The 18,959-nt window shown below is 72.1% G+C and carries 17 protein-coding genes; 5 read left to right on the top strand and 12 right to left on the bottom strand.

Going from position 1 to position 18,959, the window contains the following annotated elements:
- Window positions 1-26 precede the first annotated feature (26 nt).
- A complete protein-coding gene (locus HUO13_RS33675) occupies window positions 27-698 on the top strand; it encodes a response regulator (protein ID WP_009943379.1) in 672 nt (223 codons plus the stop codon).
- A gap of 21 nt (window positions 699-719) precedes the next feature.
- On the opposite strand, the gene HUO13_RS38220 is transcribed toward HUO13_RS33675, so the two are convergent.
- Together HUO13_RS38220 and HUO13_RS33665 are read right to left on the bottom strand one after the other, a co-directional pair.
- Complete coding sequence (locus tag HUO13_RS38220) at window positions 720-1,055, bottom strand: hypothetical protein (protein WP_211898919.1); 336 nt, start codon at window positions 1,053-1,055, stop codon at window positions 720-722.
- A 1,115-nt stretch (window positions 1,056-2,170) separates the two neighbouring features.
- Entirely contained in the window at window positions 2,171-3,142 is a 972-nt protein-coding gene (locus HUO13_RS33665) for a DMT family transporter (RefSeq protein WP_211898918.1), read from the bottom strand.
- Window positions 3,143-3,313: 171 nt separating this feature from the next.
- On the opposite strand from HUO13_RS33665, the gene HUO13_RS33660 reads away from it, so the two are divergent.
- A complete protein-coding gene (locus HUO13_RS33660) occupies window positions 3,314-4,240 on the top strand; it encodes a LysR family transcriptional regulator (protein WP_211898917.1) in 927 nt (308 codons plus the stop codon).
- Between the two features lie 163 nt (window positions 4,241-4,403).
- Here the strand turns inward: HUO13_RS33660 and HUO13_RS33655 are convergent, their stop codons facing one another.
- From HUO13_RS33655 to HUO13_RS33630, 6 genes are all read right to left on the bottom strand, one after another.
- Window positions 4,404-5,960, bottom strand: coding sequence for a serine/threonine-protein kinase (locus HUO13_RS33655; protein ID WP_432757800.1), 1,557 nt, complete (start codon window positions 5,958-5,960; stop codon window positions 4,404-4,406).
- A 191-nt stretch (window positions 5,961-6,151) separates the two neighbouring features.
- On the bottom strand, window positions 6,152-7,594 hold the full coding sequence (locus HUO13_RS33650; RefSeq protein ID WP_211898915.1) for a serine/threonine-protein kinase: 1,443 nt from the start codon (window positions 7,592-7,594) through the stop codon (window positions 6,152-6,154).
- 483 nt (window positions 7,595-8,077) lie between these two features.
- Window positions 8,078-8,950 carry a hypothetical protein gene (locus tag HUO13_RS33645; RefSeq protein ID WP_211898914.1) on the bottom strand — a complete coding sequence of 291 codons (873 nt, stop codon included), beginning with the start codon at window positions 8,948-8,950 and terminating at the stop codon, window positions 8,078-8,080.
- A gap of 170 nt (window positions 8,951-9,120) precedes the next feature.
- The gene (locus tag HUO13_RS33640; RefSeq protein ID WP_211898913.1) at window positions 9,121-10,119 is read right to left on the bottom strand and encodes a hypothetical protein; all 999 of its coding nucleotides are present in this window, start codon (window positions 10,117-10,119) and stop codon (window positions 9,121-9,123) included.
- 36 nt (window positions 10,120-10,155) lie between these two features.
- Complete coding sequence (locus HUO13_RS33635; RefSeq protein ID WP_211898912.1) at window positions 10,156-10,890, bottom strand: PIG-L deacetylase family protein; 735 nt, start codon at window positions 10,888-10,890, stop codon at window positions 10,156-10,158.
- A 106-nt stretch (window positions 10,891-10,996) separates the two neighbouring features.
- Entirely contained in the window at window positions 10,997-11,305 is a 309-nt protein-coding gene (locus tag HUO13_RS33630; protein ID WP_211898911.1) for a hypothetical protein, read from the bottom strand.
- 149 nt (window positions 11,306-11,454) lie between these two features.
- Between HUO13_RS33630 and HUO13_RS33625 the strand changes: the two genes are divergently transcribed.
- Both HUO13_RS33625 and HUO13_RS33620 read left to right on the top strand, forming a co-directional pair.
- Complete coding sequence (locus HUO13_RS33625; protein WP_211898910.1) at window positions 11,455-12,261, top strand: 3-hydroxybutyrate dehydrogenase; 807 nt, start codon at window positions 11,455-11,457, stop codon at window positions 12,259-12,261.
- A 17-nt stretch (window positions 12,262-12,278) separates the two neighbouring features.
- Window positions 12,279-13,604 (top strand): MFS transporter, encoded by a 1,326-nt coding sequence (locus HUO13_RS33620; protein WP_211898909.1) that lies wholly within the window; start codon window positions 12,279-12,281, stop codon window positions 13,602-13,604.
- A 141-nt stretch (window positions 13,605-13,745) separates the two neighbouring features.
- Here the strand turns inward: HUO13_RS33620 and HUO13_RS33615 are convergent, their stop codons facing one another.
- Both HUO13_RS33615 and HUO13_RS33610 read right to left on the bottom strand, forming a co-directional pair.
- Window positions 13,746-14,048 (bottom strand): chorismate mutase, encoded by a 303-nt coding sequence (locus HUO13_RS33615; protein WP_211898908.1) that lies wholly within the window; start codon window positions 14,046-14,048, stop codon window positions 13,746-13,748.
- Between the two features lie 453 nt (window positions 14,049-14,501).
- Complete coding sequence (locus HUO13_RS33610) at window positions 14,502-15,131, bottom strand: DedA family protein (protein WP_211898907.1); 630 nt, start codon at window positions 15,129-15,131, stop codon at window positions 14,502-14,504.
- A 290-nt stretch (window positions 15,132-15,421) separates the two neighbouring features.
- Between HUO13_RS33610 and HUO13_RS33605 the strand changes: the two genes are divergently transcribed.
- Window positions 15,422-18,040 (top strand): UvrD-helicase domain-containing protein, encoded by a 2,619-nt coding sequence (locus HUO13_RS33605; protein ID WP_211898906.1) that lies wholly within the window; start codon window positions 15,422-15,424, stop codon window positions 18,038-18,040.
- A gap of 296 nt (window positions 18,041-18,336) precedes the next feature.
- Here HUO13_RS33605 and HUO13_RS33600 read toward each other — a convergent pair whose 3' ends face one another.
- Together HUO13_RS33600 and HUO13_RS33595 are read right to left on the bottom strand one after the other, a co-directional pair.
- The gene (locus tag HUO13_RS33600; RefSeq protein WP_249124273.1) at window positions 18,337-18,555 is read right to left on the bottom strand and encodes a hypothetical protein; all 219 of its coding nucleotides are present in this window, start codon (window positions 18,553-18,555) and stop codon (window positions 18,337-18,339) included.
- The gene (locus HUO13_RS33595; RefSeq protein ID WP_249124272.1) at window positions 18,519-18,959 is read right to left on the bottom strand and encodes a glycosyltransferase; all 441 of its coding nucleotides are present in this window, start codon (window positions 18,957-18,959) and stop codon (window positions 18,519-18,521) included. Before HUO13_RS33595 ends, HUO13_RS33600 begins: the two co-directional genes overlap by 37 nt.

The raw sequence follows: 18,959 nt of genomic DNA, 5'->3' as shown, positions 1-18,959 counted from the left end.
ACGCGCGGTGAGAAGGAGAGCCAACGGTGAGTGAACCCAACGACAGCCGTCCCGTCCGGGTGTTCCTGGTCGACGACCACGCGCTGTTCCGCACCGGTGTCCGGGCCGAGCTCGCCACCGCGGCCGACCAGGTGGAGGTGGTCGGCGAGGCGGGATCGGTCGCGGAGGCGATCGCGGGCATCGGCCACTACCAGCCGGAGGTCGTGCTGCTCGACGTGCACATGCCCGACGGTGGCGGCGCGGAGGTGCTGCGGCAGGTGCGGGGCAAGCAGCCCGACGTGGTCTTCCTCGCCCTGTCGGTGTCCGACGCGGCCGAGGACGTCATAGCGGTGATCCGCGGCGGCGCGCGCGGCTACGTCACGAAGACGATCTCCGGGCGGGAGCTGGCGGACGCGGTCTGCCGGGTCGCGGCGGGCGACCCGGTGTTCTCCCCGAGGCTGGCGGGCTTCGTGCTCGACGCGTTCGCGGAGGGGCCGAACTCGGCGCCGGTCGGCGACCCCGAGCTCGACCTGCTCACGCCGCGCGAACGCGACGTCCTGCGGCTGCTCGCCCGCGGCTACGCCTACAAGGAGATCGCCTCGGAGCTGTTCATCTCGGTGAAGACCGTGGAAACCCACGTCTCCAGCGTCCTGCGCAAGACCCAGCTCTCGAACCGCTACGAGCTGTCCAGGTGGGCCACCGACCGCCGCCTGGTCTGACGTGGCGGTGCCGCCGGCCTTTCAGCGGGGTGGCTGGCGCTCTGGCACCGCCTGGCCTTCGCGCGTGGGTGGCTGGCGTTGCGGCATCGCCTGGCCTTCGCGCGTGGGCGGCGGGCGCTCTGGCACCGCCTGGCCTTCGCGCGTGGGCGGCGGGCGTTCCGGCATCGCCTGGCCTTCGCGCGTGGGCGGCGGGCGCTCTGGCACCGCCTGGCCTTCGCGCGTGGGCGGCGGGCGTTCCGGCACCGCCTGGCCTTCGCGCGTGGGCGGCGGGCGCTCTGGCACCGCCTGGCCTTCGCGCGTGGGCGGCGGGCGTTCCGGCACCGCCTGGCCTTCGCGCGTGGGCGGCGGGTCGGCCATCGGTGGGGCTCGGCGTTCGGGGGTAGGCCTTCGGCGTGGGGCAGCCCGGCTCCCGGGGTACGGCCTTGCCCAGGCGTCACAGCGGTTTCGGCGGCTGCGTTGGCCACGGTTGGGATGGCGTACACGCGCCTGGTGAGTCGGGTGTCTGACTCGCCGGGCAGTGTCGGTGTTCCGACGCACGCTCGGTGAGTCGACCGCAAGACTCGCCGGGGGACGTGTTGGCGCCCGACTCGCGGGTGGCGTGTTGGATGCCCGACTCGCGGGTGGCGTGTTGGATGCCCGACTCGCCAGGGTTGTGTTGGTGTCCAACTCGCCGAGGCCGTGGCGATCCCCCGGCAATGTGTGGGCTCCAGGCCCACATCGACACCGTGTCGGTGTCTGACTCGCCGGGCCTGTGTCGGTGTCCGACGCACCGGGCCTGTGTCGGTGTTCCGACTCGCCGGGCCTGTGTCGGTGTCTGACTCGCCGGGGCCGTGTCGGTTCACCAGCACCGACACCGTGTCGGTTCCCTGGCACCGTGTAGGCGCCCGACTCACCAGCATCACTGTTGGTCCCGACTCGCCAGGCCTGTGTCGGTGTTCCGACTCGCCGGGCCTGTGTCGGTGTCTGACTCGCCGGGGCCGTGTCGGTTCACCAGCACCGACACCGTGTCGGTTCCCTGGCACCGTGTAGGCGCCCGACTCACCAGCATCACTGTTGGTCCCGACTCGCCGGGCCTGTGTCGGTGTCCGACGCACCGGGCCTGTGTCGGTGTCTGACTCGCCGGGGCCGTGTCGGTTCACCAGCACCGACACCGTGTCGGTTCCCTGGCACCATGTGGGCGCCCGACTCACCAGCATCACTGTTGGTTCCCGACACGCCGGGCCTGCCTCGCCCCCGCGGGTCCACTCCCCTCCCCGCGAGTCGGCATCCTGCCCGTCCCGGCGAGTCGGCGACCCGGCCCGGCGACCCGGCCCGATGGACCGACCCGGCGACCCAGCCCGCCCGACCCAGTCCGGCGACCCGGCCCGGCGACCCGGCCCGATGGACCGGCCCCACGGACCGACACGGCCCGGCGCCCCGGCCCCGCGAGACGGCCCCAGCCCGCCACCCCACGCCCGACGCGTCCGCCGTCGTCACTTCCCCGGATGGTTCGTCGCCAGCTCCGCGTAGAGCTGCGAGCCGCGCAGGAGGCCCCGCACGATCCGCGGCTTCTCCCTCGCCGGCCGGTTCGAGCGGCGGATCAGCAGCACCCCCGCCAGCACCAGGGCCATGCCCGTCAGCACCCGCGCGCCGAGCTGTTCGTCGAGCACCAGCCAGCCGAGCAGCACCGAGACGATGGGCATCAGGTACGCGACGGTCGAAGCCGTCGTCGCGCCCTCGTCGGCGATCAGCCGGTAGTTCATCGCGAACGCGATCCCGGTTCCGAGCACGCCCAGCACCGCGATCGACAGCAGGGCCAGCGGCTCGGGGTGCACGGGCCGCAGCCCGTCGATCGGGAGAGCGACCGCCGCGAAACCCGCTGCGGCGATCATCTGCATCGACGCCAGCGCCAGCGGTGAAAGCCCGTGCTCCCGCAGGCTTTCCCCGGTGAGCTTCCGTCCGATGTAGACGTATCCGACGCCGTAGGAGGCCGCTGCGCCGAGGCAGGCCAGCACTCCCGGCGCCAGCAGGTCGCCGCCCTGCCACGGCGCGAAGATCAGCACCACGCCCGCGAACCCGACTCCGAGTCCGGTGAGCCGGGACTTCGGCGGCGTCTCACGCGCGAGGAGCATGCCGAACAAGGCAGTCCACAGCGGGGTCGTCGCGTTGATGACGCCGGTGAGGCCCGACGCGACCGTCTGCTCGCCGACGCCGAAGAGCACCCAGGGCAGAGCGCTGGCGAACAGCCCGGCGGTGGCGATCCGCCGCCACAGCGCCGCGCTGCCGCGCAGCCGGATGCCGCGCACCGCGCACAGCGCGACCAGCACCAGGGCGCCGAGCACGATGCGCGTCAGCGCGATCTGGGTCGGCGACAGCGCCTCCAGCGCGACCTTGATGAGCAGGAAGCTGGAGCCCCACAGCAGCGCGAGCGCCGCGAGGCGGTAGTAGCTGGCTGGATTGTTCATCGCCCCTCCGCGTTGCCTCCACCGGTCCGGCACCGGGGACCCGTCCGTTGTACGGCCGGGAAGCGTCGGTGCTGACCGAACCGATCTGCTGCTCAAGCTTCGGCCAACCAAGAAGTAAGGACAAGTGAAATAAACTCAACCAACCATTCAGAAATGCTGTAGCGTAGGTCCATGCTCGACACACGACGGATGCAGGTGCTGCGCGCGGTGGTCACCAGCGGCTCGGTCAGCGCCGCCGCTTCGAACCTGGGCTACACGCCTTCCGCGATCAGCCAGCAGCTCTCGGCCCTGGAACGCGAGGCGGGAATCGCGCTGCTGGAGAAGGCGGGCCGCGGCGTCCGTCCCACCCCCGCCGGGACGTTGCTCGCCGAGCGCGCGGCGGACCTCGCCGAGCTGCTGGGCCGCACCGAGATCGAGCTGGCCGACCTGCGCGCCGGACGCACCGGGCTGCTGCGGGTCCGCTTCTTCCACACCGCGAGCGTTGCGCTGATCCCGCCCGCGGTGGCCAAGTTCCGCGCCGAACGCCCCGAGGTGCGGCTCGACCTGAAGATGGTGGACGACGACGGCGGACTCGGCGAGGTCGCCTCCGGGGCTGCCGACGTCGCGGTCATCGTGGTCGGTCGCGAAGCCCCCGAGGTGCGCGGCGTGCGCGTGCTCGAGCTGGTCAGCGAGCCGTACCACGTCGTGCTGCCGAAGGGGCACCCCATGTGCGCCGAGGAACGCATCGACCTCGCCCGGCTGCAGGACGAGGAGTGGGTCGACACCGTCATGAACTCGACGGGCCCGTGCGCGGAGTCTCTCGACGACGCCTTCGCCAGCGCGGGCTTCAAGCCGAAGATCGCGCTGTACACCGACGGCGGGTACTCGGCGCAGGGCTTCGTCGCGGCCGGGCTGGGCATCGCGCTGCTGCCGAGGTTCGCGCTCGACGTCGTGCACCCGGAGGTGGTGGTGCGGTCGGTCGGCCGTCCGGAGCCGGTCCGCAAGGTCTACGTCGCGGTGCGGGAGGCGGTGGCGGAGCAGCCGACCACGCGCACGATGCTCGCCGCGCTGGCCGACGCCGGAGCCTTCGCCGGGCCCGCACAGGGGCCCGCGGACTAGCGAAGAGGCTCGGACGCCCTTGCTGTTGCGAGAACGACCGGGCAGGCAGATCGGAATTACCGGCCGGGCGTGGAACCGCAGCCGCCGGACCGGGCGAGCAACCGTGGGTCTTCCAGTCGCTGTGGCAGCCCGAAGCAGCGCTGCGAACGGAGCCGGACCTCGGCTACTGCCTCTGGTCCGTGTTGATCAGCGGCGTGCCGTCGGTCGTGACGACCATGCCCAGCACGTGCCGCTCGCTGCTGGTGCGGCCGTCCTTGGTGGTGAACCGGATGCCGACGGCGACCTTGTCGCCGCCGTTGTACTGCGGACCGGCGGTGATGTCGACCTTCTCGATCCGCTTCCAGAACCGCTCGTAGGATTCCTTGCCCTGGGCCTGCAGCGACGGCCCGAGCATCTTCCACGCCTGGTCCAGGTGCTTGGGCACCAGCGAGTAGTACGTGCGCACCGCGCCCTCGATCTCCGCGGCCGACGGCTGCTTCCCCGCCGACGTCGGCGCCTGGGAGCTGGTGGTCGCCACGGCGCTGGAGGTGGTGGCCGGCGCGGACGACGTAGTCGTCTTCGCGGCGGCGGTGGTGGCCGGCGGCGGCGCCGGCGTGCCCGCAGGCGGCGGTGCCGGCTGCTGGCCCTGGTTGCTGGGGGCCCCGCTGCTGAGCGCGTTGGCGACGAGGATGCCGAGCAGCACCGCGATCATGATCGCCATGCCCCACAGCAGCGCCTGCCGGGGCTTGCGCTGCGCGGGCTCGGCCGATGGCTGCGGGGCCGCGGTGGCGGTCGTCGGCGCGGCCGGAGGCTTGCCGCCGCTGGGCGGACCGACCCGGGTGGCGGGCGACTCGGAGCGGCCGACGGTCGTCGGCGGTGGCTTCTGCTGCCAGCCGTTGGGCGCGGGCGCCGGGACCGGCCTGCCGTCGGCGACCGCCTGCAGCAGGTTGCGCGCCTGCGCCATCGTCGGCCGGTCCACCGGATCCGGGCGCAGCAGCTGCATCAGCGCCGCTGTCATCGGCCCCGCCTGCCGCGGCGGCTCGATCTGCCCACGTGCGACGCGGTGCAGCAGGCTGATCGCGTTCTCGTCCACGCCGAACGGCGGCTCGCCCTCGATCGCCGCGTAAAGGGTCGAACCGAGCGAGAAGACGTCGGAGGCGGGCGCGGGGTCGCGGCCGAGCGCCACCTCGGGCGCCAGGTAGGCCGGGGTCCCGGCCAGGATGCCGCTCTTGGTGACCGAGACGTCACCGATCGCGCGCGAGATGCCGAAGTCGGTGATCTTGGCCGTGCCGTTGTCGCCGAGCAGGATGTTGCCCGGCTTGAGGTCGCGGTGCACGATCCCCGCCATGTGCGCGGCGGCCAGCGCGCCTGCGACCTGCGCGCCGATGCGGGCCACCTGCTGCGGCGGCACGAGGCCCTTCTCGCTGATCACCGAGGCGAGGCTCTGCGACGGCAGGTACTCCATGACCAGCACCGGCTGGCCCTCGTCCTCGGCGACGTCGAAGACGACGATGGCGTTCTGGTGCTGCAACCGCGCGGCGATCCGGCCCTCGCGCATCGCGCGCTGGCGGGCCTCCTCGGTCTCCTCCGGGGTGTACCCGGGCTGGAGGAGCAGCTGTTTGACGGCGACGGTGCGGTGCAGGCGCTCGTCGACGGCGCGCCACACCACGCCCATCGCGCCACTGCCGATCTGTTGTTCCAAGCGGTAGCGACCCGCTATCAAACGACCCTCGGCGCTCACAGGTGTCTCCTGGTAGTGGCTGTGCCTTCGGCTGGACGGTACTGACCGGACCCCCGTGGCCAGCTTTCACCGGACAGTGTTCAACGTTACTGGGCCCGCCCGGACGGTCGTCCCCCGGGAGGGCCCCAGGCGGACGCGGAAAGCCGGGGCGGGTACCCAGCGGTACCCGCCCCGGCCCACGGCGGAGGAGCTCAGCCCGTCGTTCCGTTCGACGACGCGGTGCCGCTCGGAGTGTTCCTGCTGGAGGTCGGTTCCTCCGGCTGGGTGGTGGGGTCCTCGTCCTGGGTCGAGGTCGGCCTCCCACTGGTCGAGGTCGGCCTGCTCACCGAGGATGTCGGCGCCTGGGTGCGGGTCTGCGTCTGCCGGGTGGTGGTCGGCTCGTCCTCGTCGGAGGACTCGGTCTCCTCCGGCTCGCTCGTCGGCGGTGGCGGCGGTGCCGCGGACGGCTGGTTGCTCTGCTGGGTGGCAGGCACGGTCGGCGGGTTCTGGGTGAACATCGCCGAGACCACCAGCACCGCGATCACCGCGGCCGCCGCCAGCGCGATGCCGGAGACGATCACCGGCCGCTTGCTGCGGCGGGGCTTCTCGTAGATCGCGGCGTCGCCCCGGGTGTCCGAGCCCATGTACGAGGTGGCGTCCTCGTACTGCCGCTGCTCGGAATAGGGGTCCTCGTCGTAGGCCGCGATCGCGGTCCCGTCCTGCCCGCCGCCGCCGACGACGCTGGTCGGAGCCAGGTCGGGGTGGCTGCTGGAGGCGTCCGGCGCGATGGCGGGCGGGATCGGCGCGGCCATGGTGGGCACCGAGGTGACCGCGTGGCCGTCGGCGACCGCCTGCAGCATCTCGCGGACCTGGGCCATGTCCGGCCGGTCCTCGACGCGGTTCTGCATCATCGCCATCAGCGGCTCGGCCATCGGGCCCGCCTGCTGCGGCGGGTCGACCTTGCCGGCCGCGACCGCGTGCAGCAGCGCGAGGGTGTTCTCGTTGAGCCCGAACGGCGGCCTGCCCTCGATCGCGGCGTAGAGCGTGGCACCGAGCGAGAACACGTCCGAGGCCGGCGTGGGCTCCTGGCCCATCGCCACGTCCGGAGACAGGTAGGCGGGCGTACCCGCGAGCATGCCCGTCTTGGTGACCTGGACGTCGCCCTGGGCACGGGAGATCCCGAAGTCGGTGATCTTCACCGTGCCGTTGTCGCCGAGCAGGATGTTGCCGGGCTTGATGTCCCGGTGCACCACCCCCGCGGCGTGCGCGGCGCCGAGCGCCGCCGCCACCTGCGCACCGATCCTGGCCACCTCCCGCGGCGGCAGCGGCCCGTGCTCGGACATCATCGCCGCGAGGCTGGTGGATGGCAGGTATTCCATGACCAGCACAGGCTGGCCTTCGTCCTCGGCTACGTCGTAGACCGAGATCGCGTGCGGGTGTTGCAGGCGTGCCGCGATCCGACCTTCCCGCATTGCCCGCTGCCGCGCTTCCTCGGCCTCACCCGGATCCAGTCCAGGCTGCAGCAACAACTGCTTGACCGCGACAGTGCGGTGCAGGCGCTCGTCGACACACTCCCACACCACGCCCATCGCGCCACTGCCGATGCGTCGCTGCACTCGGTAGCGTCCGGCGACCAGGCGACCTTCGTCGCTCACCGACGTCTCCCCGTACTGCTATCGATGTCCTTCGAGCTCCGCAGGCGACCCGGGAGCGATCCCGGGTGCACGGCCCCGCCGAACATCGGCGGATTTGGCGGACCGGGTCCGGCCCTCCGACATGTACACGTTCTCAGCGCGGCCTGGGTTGGCCGGTCGGCTCGACCCGTCCGCGTTAAGGGAGCCTAGCCGACGTCGTATTCGCGTAGGCCCGAAGTCGGCAGATCGATGCCACCGATCACGACGCTACCTCCCGCGCGGCGCTCCGCCGCACCCGGTCGTTGCGAGTCTCACGGTGTTTTCGCAGTTGATCGGGGTTTTGCTGGCCCTTCGTGGCGGACCGAACCCGTTGCGTGCGGCAACCACCTCGGCCCCGCCCGGTTCCCGGGGCGTCCCAGCAGGTGGTGAACCCGGCGTCGCGGGCGCTCGACGTCGTTGCCGCATTGTTGTGGAAAACCACCGCCCGATGCCCCGGACGGGGCGTCAGCCGGCGTCGAAGTGCCTGGCCGTGACGAGTTCGGCGCCCGAGATCCGCTGCCGCACGCCCGGCTCCACCGTGAACTGGTGGCGCAGGACGACGCGGTCGCCGCCCTGGTAGCCCAGCTCCACCTCGGCGACCACCGTCCCCGCCCGTGCCGACACGGGGCGGGCCCGCACCGACGACGCGTCCCGCCAGGAGGCGGCCAGCTCGGCGCCCTGGCCGTCCACGAGCTCCGGCGCGAGGAGCTCGACCGCGCTGGCCGGGTCGGAGTCCAGCCGGCGGTAGAGCTCGTCGACGAGCAGGACCGCCGACCTGTCGCTGCCGGCGGCCGGGTTCACGGCAGGTGGTGGCATCGGTGGCGCACTGGTGAGCGGAGTCACCGGATCGCCGGACCTGGGGCTCGCCGCCTCCGGTGCTGGGGAGGTGAAGGGCCAGCGGGCATCACGGACGAGATCGGGTCGCAGCGCGAGAACCCCGTCAACCGGTTCCGGGCGCGCGGTGGGGACCGGGGCCGGCCGGGAGATGATCATCGAGGACATCGCCGCCGAGCCGAGCACCAGCGCGACGCCGAGGACGCCGAAGACCAGCCGGGCCGCCAGCGGTGGGGGATGGCCCGCGCGGGCATCGTCGGAGTGCGCCAGCAACTCGTCGGCGCGCTTCTCGTGCCGCGCCCGTTCGTCGTCCTGCGTGGTGCGGGTCTTCGACCCGAGCACCGTGCGGCGCGCCGCGCCGGCCGTCCGGGCGTTCGCGCTGCGACCAGTCGCGTCGTGGGAAGCGCGGCCGAGGGAAGTCCGGTCCGGTTCACGCCTGATCAGCTCGGAGACCGGGATGGAGCCGTCGCGGTCGCGTCTGCGCCCTGTCGATAAGCGGTCCACGGTCTTCCTCGCGCGTCCGGTGGTCAGCGTTGTCCGGTTGCACTCGTACCCCGCACAGCGCCCGGGGAGGAAAGAACCGGCCACGAGTTCACCTGAAGAGGGCGATCAGTTTTACCCGAATGGAGCAGTGATCACGCTCCGTGCGTGCGATATCGCGCTACCGGGCCATCTCAGGAAACCCGCTCGTCGCTGTGCACCAGCGGGTCGTCGCCGCCGGTGAACCCCAGCCGCCGACGCTGCGTGGTCACCGCGCCGTCGGCGCCGGTCAGGCGCAGCGTCACCACCGCCCCTCCCGGGACGTCGCGAACCGTGATGACCTCGATGCCCACCGCGTCGCCGTACCGCGCGGCGAAGGCCCGGAAGCCCTCCTCGCGTAGCTCTCCGGTCGTCATCGCGTAAGCGCCGCGCAGATCGCCTGAGGCGATCGCGCCGTAATAGTCGTTGGTCCGCTGCCTGACCGGCCCGGTGTCCGCCGCGGCCAGCAACTGCGGACGTTGCGCGCTCGCCGGGGGCTCCGCGGTCCGAGACGGCGCCCACACGTCGGCGTCCTCGTCAGGTCCCGCCAACGAGTCGGGCCGCGCCAACGAGTCGGGCCGCGCCAACGAGTCGGGCCGCGCCAACGAGTCGAACGGTCGGGCGGGCCACGCGCTGCGGGCGACCGGCGGTACCGGCACCGGGCTGGACAGGGCCTCGGTGCTGGGCAGCGGCCGCACCCAGCCGGTCGGCCTGGCCTTCGGGCGAGTCGGGTCGCCGGTGAGGTAGTAGGGGTCCAGCGGCGGGTAGTCGCCGCCGCGCGGCATGCCGGGCAGGTCGATGCTCTGCACCGTGGTCTGGCCGCCCAGCGTCGAGGTCGCCCACACCAGTCCGCTCAGCGCGGCGGCCGACGAGGCGACCGCGAACCACCCGGCGCGCCGCCAGGTCGGCGGCGGCGTCACCGACGCGGGCACCATGCCGAGGTCGAACTCGTGCAGGCCGCCCACGGGGCCGGTGTCGGCCAACGGATCGATCGACCGGGAGGCGCGGCCGGTGCAGCGCGTCCGCGAGCGGTGTACGACCGGGGTCCAGGCGCCGGCCGAGCGGGTCTTGCGATGCCGTCCGGGCCGTGGTTCTGCCGGGCTGGGCGGCCAGTCGATCTGGCCGGTCCAGCCGGTGGTTCTGCCGCTGTCCATCGGGTCTCGACTTTCTCGGGGCCGGGGGACCGGCCTTCAGGACGTGTCGACGACGTGGAACGCCTCGGCGAGCCTGCCCACGGCCATGCCGTGGCGCTCGGCGGTGCGCGCCAGGTGTCTGCGGATCGAGCCTTCGAGGTCGCCCAGGTGCCCGGTCTGCGAGCGGTGCGCCGACAGCGCGGCGAGCTTGGCCTCGAAGTGGTCGGTGATGTCCACGGCCCGGTTGGCCCGTTCGTCGGGGGCTTCCGACATCCACAACTCGGGCACCAGCCAGGGGCGCAACCCGTGCTGGAGCAGCAGGTCGGGGTGCGCGAACTCGTTGCGGGCGTCCGGGTACACCGCGGCCAGCGTCGCCTCGCCGACGGCGCGGTGGTCCGGGTGCGACATCGCGATGCGTGCCCAGTTGATCTCCGGTGAGTGCGTGAGCACCCGGTCGGGGCGGACCGTGCGGATCATCCTGGTGATGTCCCGCCGCAGCTCGAGATCGGCGCTGAGCTGGCCGTCGCGGTAGCCGAGGAAGTGCACGTCGGTGACTCCGACCGCGGCCGCGGCGGCGCGCTGCTCCTGCTGCCGGATCACCGGCATGTCCTCGCGCGCCGTGGCGTCGAAACCGCCCGCGTCGCCGTTGGTGCAGATGCAGTAGGTGACCCCCACGCCCGCGGCGGTCCACGACGCGACCGTCCCGGCGGAGCCGAAGTCGACGTCGTCGGGGTGCGCGGTGACCACCAGCGCGCGGCGCGTCCCCGTGGGGGACTCCGGTGCGGTGGTCATGGCGACCAGACTAAGACGGCCGCGCGGCGGCGACGCTTCGGGGTCGTGTGATTACTTCGAGTAACACACTATCGGTGGTGCCCCTCCCGCGTCGCCGCCGGGAAGCTCAGTAGTGGCCCTCGCGGAACCGGCTCTGGCTGGTCTGCAGCGCCTTGACCGACCCGACGCCGCCACCCGCGGCGAGCAGCACCGCGAACACGTCCGCCCCCCAGGTTTCACCTGTGCCGATCAGCATGGCCAGCAGCGTCACGCCGAGCATGACGCCCGCGACCGGCATCCGCTTCTTGGCGAACTCCGCCGCCGGTCCGCCGCCGGGCCGCTTCTTGGCCGCCGACGTAAGCATCGCGAGGTACCCCGCGTGTCCTGCGGCCGCGAGTACCGCCACGAGCGTCACGAGGAAGACAACAAGACCCATGTGTTCAGTCTGCCCTGCTCGGGGCGCGCCCGGTATGGGTGATATCCCGGAAATCGTCCAGGGGTGCCGCGGACCCGTCGCCGAAGTGGACCAAAAGGTTGTGACGATCCTCTGGATTGAGACTCGAATCACGCATAGGTTCCTGGGCTATGAGTGACCGCTCGGACGATCTCGACGCGAACGGTTCGGGGGAAAGCGGGGGTGGCGGCACGACCTTCCTCGCAGGCAGGCGCGCCGTCGTGACCGGTGGGGGCAGCGGCATCGGGGCGGCGGTGTCCCGGCGGCTGGCCGAGGCGGGGGCATCGGTGCTGGTCGTGGACCGGAACGCCGAGTCCGCGGAGCAGGTCGCGGCCGAGATCGGCGGTGAGGCCAGGATCGTCGACCTCAGCGACCCGGACGCCGCGGCCGAGGTCGGCCCGGGCGCCGACATCGTGGTCAACAACGCGGGCATGCAGCACGTGGCACCGGTGCACCAGTTCCCGCCGGACACCTTCAGCCGGATGCTCGCGGTGATGCTGGAGTCGCCGTTCCGGATCGTCCGCGCGGCCCTGCCCGGCATGTACGACCGGGGCTGGGGGCGCATCATCAACGTCTCCTCCATCCACGGGCTTCGCGCATCGCCCTACAAGAGCGCGTACGTGGCGGTGAAGCACGGGCTGGAGGGCCTGTCCAAGACGATCGCGCTCGAAGGCGCCTCGCACGGCGTCACCTCCAACTGCATATGCCCCGGGTTCGTCCGCACGCCGCTGGTCGAGCGGCAGGTCGCCGAGCAGGCGGTCCTGCACCGCGTGCCGGAGGCCCAGGTCGTCGAGGACGTGCTGCTGGCGCGCACCCCCGTCAAGCGGCTGGTCGAGCCCGACGAGGTGGCCGCGCTGGCGGTCTGGTTGTGCGGGCCGGGCACCAGGTCGGTCACCGGCTCTTCGTTCCCCATCGACGGTGGCTGGGCCGCCCACTGACCCGGAAAGGGGTCGCAATGAGCACCGGTTCCGCGAACGCACCCAGCCGCTCCGCCAAGTCGCGGGTCGTAGGAGCGAGCCTGGTCGGCACGACGGTGGAGTGGTACGACTTCTTCCTCTACGGCTCCGCCGCCGCGCTGGTGTTCAACAAGCTGTTCTTCCCCTTCAGCGACGACCCGCTGATCGGCACGATGCTGGCGTTCGTCACCTACGCCGTCGGGTTCATCGCCCGGCCGCTGGGCGGGCTGGTCTTCGGTCACTACGGCGACCGGCTCGGCCGCAAGAAGCTCCTGGTCGTGAGCCTGATCATGATGGGCGGAGCCACGTTCCTGATCGGTCTGCTGCCGACCTTCCAGACCATCGGCGTGGCCGCGCCGCTGGTGCTGACGCTCCTGCGGCTCGTCCAGGGCTTCGCCATCGGCGGCGAGTGGGGCGGCGCGGTGCTCATCGTCTCCGAGCACGGGTCGGCGAAGCACCGGGGCTTCTGGGCTTCGTGGCCGCAGGCCGGGGTGCCGCTGGGCAACCTGCTCGGCACGGCGGTGCTGGCCGTGCTGGCCGCGGTGCAGACCGACGAGGCGTTCCTGGCCTGGGGCTGGCGGATCGCCTTCCTGCTGTCCGGCGTGCTGGTGCTGATCGGGCTGTGGGTGCGGCTGGCGGTGGCCGAATCGCCGCTGTTCGTGGAGGCCGCCCGCAAGGCCGCGGAGGAGGGCACCGAGCAGCACGCGCCGATCATGGAGGTGCTGCGCAGCTACAAGCGCGAGGTGCTCATCGCCATGGGCGCCCGGTTCGCCGAGAACGTCGTCTACTACGTGCTGACGTCCTTCGTGCTCACCTACGTGGCGACGTTCCTGGAGCTGCCGCGCTCGGTCGCGCTCAACGCGTCGCTGATCGCGGCGGTGATCCACTTGATCAGCATCCCGCTGTGGGGAGCGCTGTCGGACCGGATCGGCAGGCGGCCGGTGTACCTGGTCGGCGCGGTCGGCACCGGCCTGTGGGCGTTCGTGTTCTTCACGATGCTCGACACCAGGTCGTTCTTCGTGATCACCTTCGCCACCACGGTGGGGCTGGTGTTCCACGGCGCGATGTACGGGCCGCAGGCGGCCTACTTCGCCGAGCTGTTCGGCACCAGGGTGCGCTACTCCGGCGCCTCCATCGGCTACCAGCTCGCCTCCATCGTGGCCGGCTCGCTGGCGCCGATCATCGCCACCGCGCTGCTGGCGGCCTTCGGCTCGTCGCTGCCGATCGCGATCTACGTGGCGCTGTGCTCGGTGATCACCATCATCGCGGTGGCCGTGTCGCCGGAGACCCGGACGCGCGATCTCGCGGCGAACGACGCCGTGTAGCGCTGCCGGCGGCTGTCCGCGGCAGGAGAAGCCGACCTGTCGACGAGGCTCGCGGGGCGTGGCCGGAGGTCCGGCTGCCGGGGCACTCGGGTGGTGCCCCGGCAGCGAGCGTCCGTCGACTCGGCTGTGCCGGACCCGCCGTCAGTGGCCGAGGCGACCCCGGCCGAGCCGGAGCAGGATCATGGCCAGCTCGCGGCCTTCCGGCCCGAGATCGCGGTAGCGGGCGAGCACGTCCATCTCGCGGTTGTAGACGATGCGGGGTCCGCCCGCGGCCATCCTGGCCTCGCCGACCTGGCGCGAGACCTCCGCCCGGCGCTTGACCAGCCGCAGGATCTCGGCGTCCAGGTGGTCGATCTCGGCGCGGAAGCCGGCGATCGCATCCGCCGTGCCCGTCTCGGCGGACGCTTCGGATCGCGGCTGGTCACCATCCACGGTGGTGTTCATGAGGTCGCCCTCCGGCTCGTGTGCCCGTGGTTCCCGGACCCCGACGCGCGAACGCCCCGGGGTCGAGGACCCCGGGGCGTTCGTAGTGTGTGTGGAGCTCACGCAGCTACGGGCGCCGGAGTCCCGGGCCCGTAGAAAAAGTCGTAGCTCTGCGTCAGCACGCGACCAGTCTGCCACAGCCCGGTAAGGCACTGCCATGTGCTGGGCCGTTCTTCCCGAGAGGTGGGAAGCGGGATGGCCGGCGGTGGTATCGATCACTTGTTCGAGTGAATCTTCTTGAAGGCGGTCCGAACTGCGGGAAACGTGGTCTCATGAGCGAAGATCACCGACTTCCCGTCCCTGCCCGCCGTGACCCCGACTCCCGTGTCACAGCTTTGTTTGTCACAGCCTTCTCCGTCACCGCGTTCCGCATCGCGGATGCCACGGCATTCGGTGCGCCAGACGGCAGCGCCGTCACGCGGACCGTCGTCGCCGCGCGGCCCGGATCAGCACGACACCGGCCCCACCGCCGCCGATGCACGTCAGCAGCAGCGCCATCCAGCCGTAGCCGACGACGCGCGCCGCCTCGCCGAGCGCCACCGCGGCCGTGGTCAGCACCGCCGCCCACAGCGCGGCGCCTACGGCCGCCAGCAGCAGGAAGCGGCGGAACGGCATGCGCAGCGTCCCGACGACGGCGGGCACCACCGCGTGCACCACGGCCACGAACCGCGTCGTGATCAGCGCCCGGCCGCCCGAGCCGTGGACGACCGCCTCGGCCGCCGCCCAGCGCTGCTCGCCGATCTTGCGCCCCGCCCAGGTGCGGCGCAGGCCCGGACCGAGCGTTCGGCCGAGCCAGTAGCCACCGGTCTGCCCGATCAGGTTGGCCAGCACCGCGACGCCGAACAGCGGCAGTGCCCACCGAGCCCCGAGCACGCCCACGGCCAGCAGCAGGGCCGCCTCGCCGGGCACCAGCAAGCCGACGAACAGGGAGGTCTCCAGGGAGAGGACAATGAGAACCGCCAGCACGCACAACCAGGGATCGAGGGCGGACGCCCAGGCCACGAAGTCCCGTATCGCGGTGTCGATCTCGGCTAACCAGGTCATGCGGACGGCTCGTTTCTGCCTCGGCTCGGTTCCGGGCGTCCGGCGGTCGCCGGACCGGCCCGGTGCGGCCGGGCGCGTCCGGCGGCGACGTGTTCCGAGGCCCGTGGCGGTCCGGCCGCGCGCCGCCGACCCGGAGGCGGTGTCGCGGGAGCGGGTGCCCGACCACGGTTGCGGTCGGCGACCCCTCGGCGGATCGGGGAAGTCCCCAGTCGGTCCCCGGAGATGGGTGGGCGCGGATGCGGGCCGGGACCGCACGGGCTGTCAGGGAGTGCCGGTAACGTGGAGCGGCGATGAGCACCCTTTTCGATCTCCCGCAGGACGGATCGTTGCGACCGGCGGAGTCCCCGTCCCCACGGCGCGGACCCGATCCGCAGGACCTGCTGGCGGGGCTGAACCCGCAGCAGCGCGACGCGGTCGAGCACAGCGGTTCGCCCCTGCTGGTCGTGGCGGGCGCGGGGTCGGGGAAGACCCGGGTGCTGACCAACCGCATCGCCTACCTGCTGGCCCAGGGCGTGCACCCGGGGCAGATCATGGCGATCACGTTCACCAACAAGGCCGCCGCCGAGATGAAGGAGCGGGTGGCCGACCTGGTGGGCCGGCGGGCGAACGCGATGTGGGTGTCGACGTTCCACTCGATGTGCGTGCGGGTGCTGCGGCGCGAGGCCAAGACGCTCGGGATGTCGTCGAACTTCTCGATCTACGACGCCGACGACTCGCGGCGACTGATCACGATCATCGCGCGGGAGCTGGAGCTGGACTCCAAGCGCTACCCGGCGCGCACGCTCTCGGTGCACATCTCCAACCTGAAGAACGAGCTGCTCACCCCCGAGGACGCCGCCGAACGGGCCGGCAACGACGTCGAGCGCAAGGTCGCGCAGGTCTACACCGCCTACCAGCGCAGGCTCGGCGAGTCCAACGCGATGGACTTCGACGACCTGATCATGCGCACGGTCGAGCTGCTGCAGGGCTACCCCGCGGTGGCCGAGCACTACCGGCGCCGGTTCCGGCACGTGCTCGTCGACGAGTACCAGGACACCAACCACGCCCAGTACGTGCTGGTCCGCGAGCTCGTCGGCACGAACCGGCCGGGCGAGCCCGACACCGACACCGATGCGAACGCCGACGAGTCCGGCGAGGAGACCGTCGAACCCGGTGAGCTGTGCGTGGTCGGCGACGCCGACCAGTCGATCTACGCCTTCCGCGGCGCGACGATCCGCAACATCGAGGAGTTCGAGCGCGACTACCCGGAGGCCAGGGCGATCCTGCTGGAGCAGAACTACCGCTCCACGCAGACGATCCTCTCCGCGGCGAACGCGGTCATCCGGCGCAACCCCAACCGCCGGGACAAGCGGCTGTGGAGCGACGCGGGCGACGGCGAGCAGATCGTGGGCTACGTCGGCGACAACGAGCACGACGAGGCCGCGTTCGTCGCCGGGGAGATCGACCGGCTGGTCGACGAGGGCGAGGCGACCTTCAACGACATCGCCGTGTTCTACCGGACCAACAACCAGTCGCGGGTGTTCGAGGAGGTGTTCATCCGCCTCGGCCTGCCGTACCGGGTGGTCGGCGGGGTGCGCTTCTACGAGCGCCGCGAGGTCCGGGACGCGCTGGCCTACCTGCGGGTGCTCGACAACCCGGAGGACACCGTCAGCCTCCGGCGGATCCTGAACGTGCCCAAGCGCGGCATCGGCGACCGAGCGGAGGCGGTGGTCGCAGCGCACGCCGAGCAGGAGCGGATCTCCTTCGCCGCGGCGCTGCGCAAGGCCGCGGCCGGCGAGGTGCCGTTGCTGAACACCCGATCGCAGCGGGCGATCGCGGGCTTCGTCGAGATGCTCGACGAGCTGCACGGGATCGCAGCGGAGTCCGACGTCGCCGACGTGCTGGAGGCGGTGCTCGACCGCACCGGGTACCGGGCCGAGCTGGAGGACAGCGACGACCCGCAGGACGCCACTCGGGTGGAGAACCTGACCGAGCTCGTCACGGTGGCGAGGGAGTTCATCGAGGCGCGGTCGCCGGAGCCGGCAGCGGTCCCGGGCGACAACGCCGAGGACTTGGGCGATGCGGCTGGGGACCCGGGCGACAACGCGCGGGACCTGGGTGAGACCGAGGACGCCACCGAGCCCGGCGGCACCGCGACCGGAGAAGAGGGTGCGCAAGCATCCGCGGAGGCGGTGGTCGCGCCTGCCGAGCCCGCCGCGGAGGACGACGACGAGGCAGCGCTCGGGCTGCCCGCCGACGACTCGCTCTCTGCGTTCCTGGAGCGGGTTTCGCTGGTCGCCGACGCCGACTCGCTTCCGGACTCCGGCGACGGCGTGGTCACCCTGATGACGCTGCACACCGCGAAGGGCCTGGAGTTCCCGGTGGTGTTCTGCACCGGCTGGGAGGACGGGATCTTCCCGCACATGCGCGCGCTCGGGGAGCCCGCGGAGCTGGCGGAGGAGCGGCGCCTGGCCTACGTCGGCATCACCCGGGCCCGGCAGCGGCTCTACCTCTCCCGGGCGCTGATGCGCTCGGCGTGGGGGCAGCCGATGACCAACCCGGCGTCCCGGTTCCTCACCGAGATCCCGGACGAGCTGATGCACTGGCGTCGCATCGAGCCAGAGCGCGCGGCCCCGCAGGTGCGCAGCACCTGGGGGCGGCGCAACAGCGGCTTCGACCGCGGCGGCTCCGACTCGGCGCAGGCGGGGCTGGCCGAGCGCGGCATGCGCTCGACTCCGGCGAAGGGCTGGAAGGACGCCGTCGCGATCAAGCTCGCCGCGGGCGACCGGGTCACCCATGACAAGTACGGGCTCGGCACGGTGATCGCGACCGAGGGCGAGGGGCCGCGCGCGACGGCGACCATCGACTTCGGCAGCTCCGGCACGGTCCGCCTGATGCTGATCGGCAGCGTCCCCCTGACCAAGCTCTGATCGAGTCCGCTGACCAAGCTTTGGCCGAGTCGGCTGACCAGGCTTTGGCCGAGTCCGCTGACCAGGCTTTGGCCGAGTCGGCTGACCAAGCTCTAGCCGAGTACCTGCCAACCAAGCTTCAGCCGAGTTCGCTGACCGCCCCCGATCAAGCTCTGGCCGAGTCCTCCTGACCAAGCTCTGACCGACGAGTCTCCGGCCGAGGATCACGCTCGGGTCCGGACGACCGCGCTTGCCAGCCTCCCGCGGCCCCGAAAGGGCGGGGATCTGGGACCGACGTGCGATGTGCGGCCAGTCGGTCAGAGCAGCCGCAGCGAGGTCACGGCTTGGCGGATGTGGTCGCGAAGCCACCGGTGCGCGGGGTCGGCGTCATTGCGCGGATGCCACGCCATGCCGACCTCCACCGGCGGGAGTTCGAGCGGCACCTCGAAGGTGTGCAGGCCGAGGGCGTCCGCGGTGCCGTTGCCGCTTATCGCCGGTGTCAGGCACACGAGGTCGGTGTCGCGCGCGAGGAACATCGCCGCCGTGTGACTGGGCAGCACGACGGCGACCCGGCGCCGCAGGCCGATGGCCGCGAGGCGCTCTGCAGCAGCAGGAGGTCCGCGTCGCGTGCGGCCTCGACGACGCTCTCGCCGAGCTCGTTCATCGTCTCGGTGAAGTCGCCGGCGTGCCGCAACTGCTCGGCGATCCCGCGCACGCCGCTGCCGTGGTCGCGCAGGCGCTTGCCGGCCTCGCCGGCGAGCAGCGCCCGGGCGTCGGCGGCCAGCGGCCGGTGTTCGAGCCCGGCGTCCCGGACCATCGGCGCGAACGAGTCGTGCACGCCGACGACCACCTCGTGCCCGGCCTCCCGCAGCCGCGCGCCCAGGCCGGTGAAGGGTGCGACGTCGCCGCGCGTGCCGAAGGAGAGGATCGCGATCCGCAT

Source organism: Saccharopolyspora erythraea (assembly GCF_018141105.1).
Classification (GTDB): domain Bacteria; phylum Actinomycetota; class Actinomycetes; order Mycobacteriales; family Pseudonocardiaceae; genus Saccharopolyspora_D; species Saccharopolyspora_D erythraea_A.
This window is presented reverse-complemented; position numbering and strand designations above follow the sequence as displayed.

Coding starts and splice junctions, on each gene's coding strand:
- HUO13_RS33660 (WP_211898917.1), top strand. CDS start 3,314: ATGCTCGACACACGACGGATGCAGGTGCTGCGCGCGGTGGTCACCAGC.
- HUO13_RS33610 (WP_211898907.1), bottom strand. CDS start 15,131: ATGACCTGGTTAGCCGAGATCGACACCGCGATACGGGACTTCGTGGCC.
- HUO13_RS33595 (WP_249124272.1), bottom strand. CDS start 18,959: ATGCGGATCGCGATCCTCTCCTTCGGCACGCGCGGCGACGTCGCACCC.
- HUO13_RS33630 (WP_211898911.1), bottom strand. CDS start 11,305: ATGGGTCTTGTTGTCTTCCTCGTGACGCTCGTGGCGGTACTCGCGGCC.
- HUO13_RS33615 (WP_211898908.1), bottom strand. CDS start 14,048: ATGAACACCACCGTGGATGGTGACCAGCCGCGATCCGAAGCGTCCGCC.
- HUO13_RS33600 (WP_249124273.1), bottom strand. CDS start 18,555: ATGTTCCTCGCGCGCGACACCGACCTCGTGTGCCTGACACCGGCGATA.
- HUO13_RS33605 (WP_211898906.1), top strand. CDS start 15,422: ATGAGCACCCTTTTCGATCTCCCGCAGGACGGATCGTTGCGACCGGCG.
- HUO13_RS38220 (WP_211898919.1), bottom strand. CDS start 1,055: ATGGCCGACCCGCCGCCCACGCGCGAAGGCCAGGCGGTGCCGGAACGC.
- HUO13_RS33640 (WP_211898913.1), bottom strand. CDS start 10,119: ATGGACAGCGGCAGAACCACCGGCTGGACCGGCCAGATCGACTGGCCG.
- HUO13_RS33635 (WP_211898912.1), bottom strand. CDS start 10,890: ATGACCACCGCACCGGAGTCCCCCACGGGGACGCGCCGCGCGCTGGTG.
- HUO13_RS33665 (WP_211898918.1), bottom strand. CDS start 3,142: ATGAACAATCCAGCCAGCTACTACCGCCTCGCGGCGCTCGCGCTGCTG.
- HUO13_RS33620 (WP_211898909.1), top strand. CDS start 12,279: ATGAGCACCGGTTCCGCGAACGCACCCAGCCGCTCCGCCAAGTCGCGG.
- HUO13_RS33625 (WP_211898910.1), top strand. CDS start 11,455: ATGAGTGACCGCTCGGACGATCTCGACGCGAACGGTTCGGGGGAAAGC.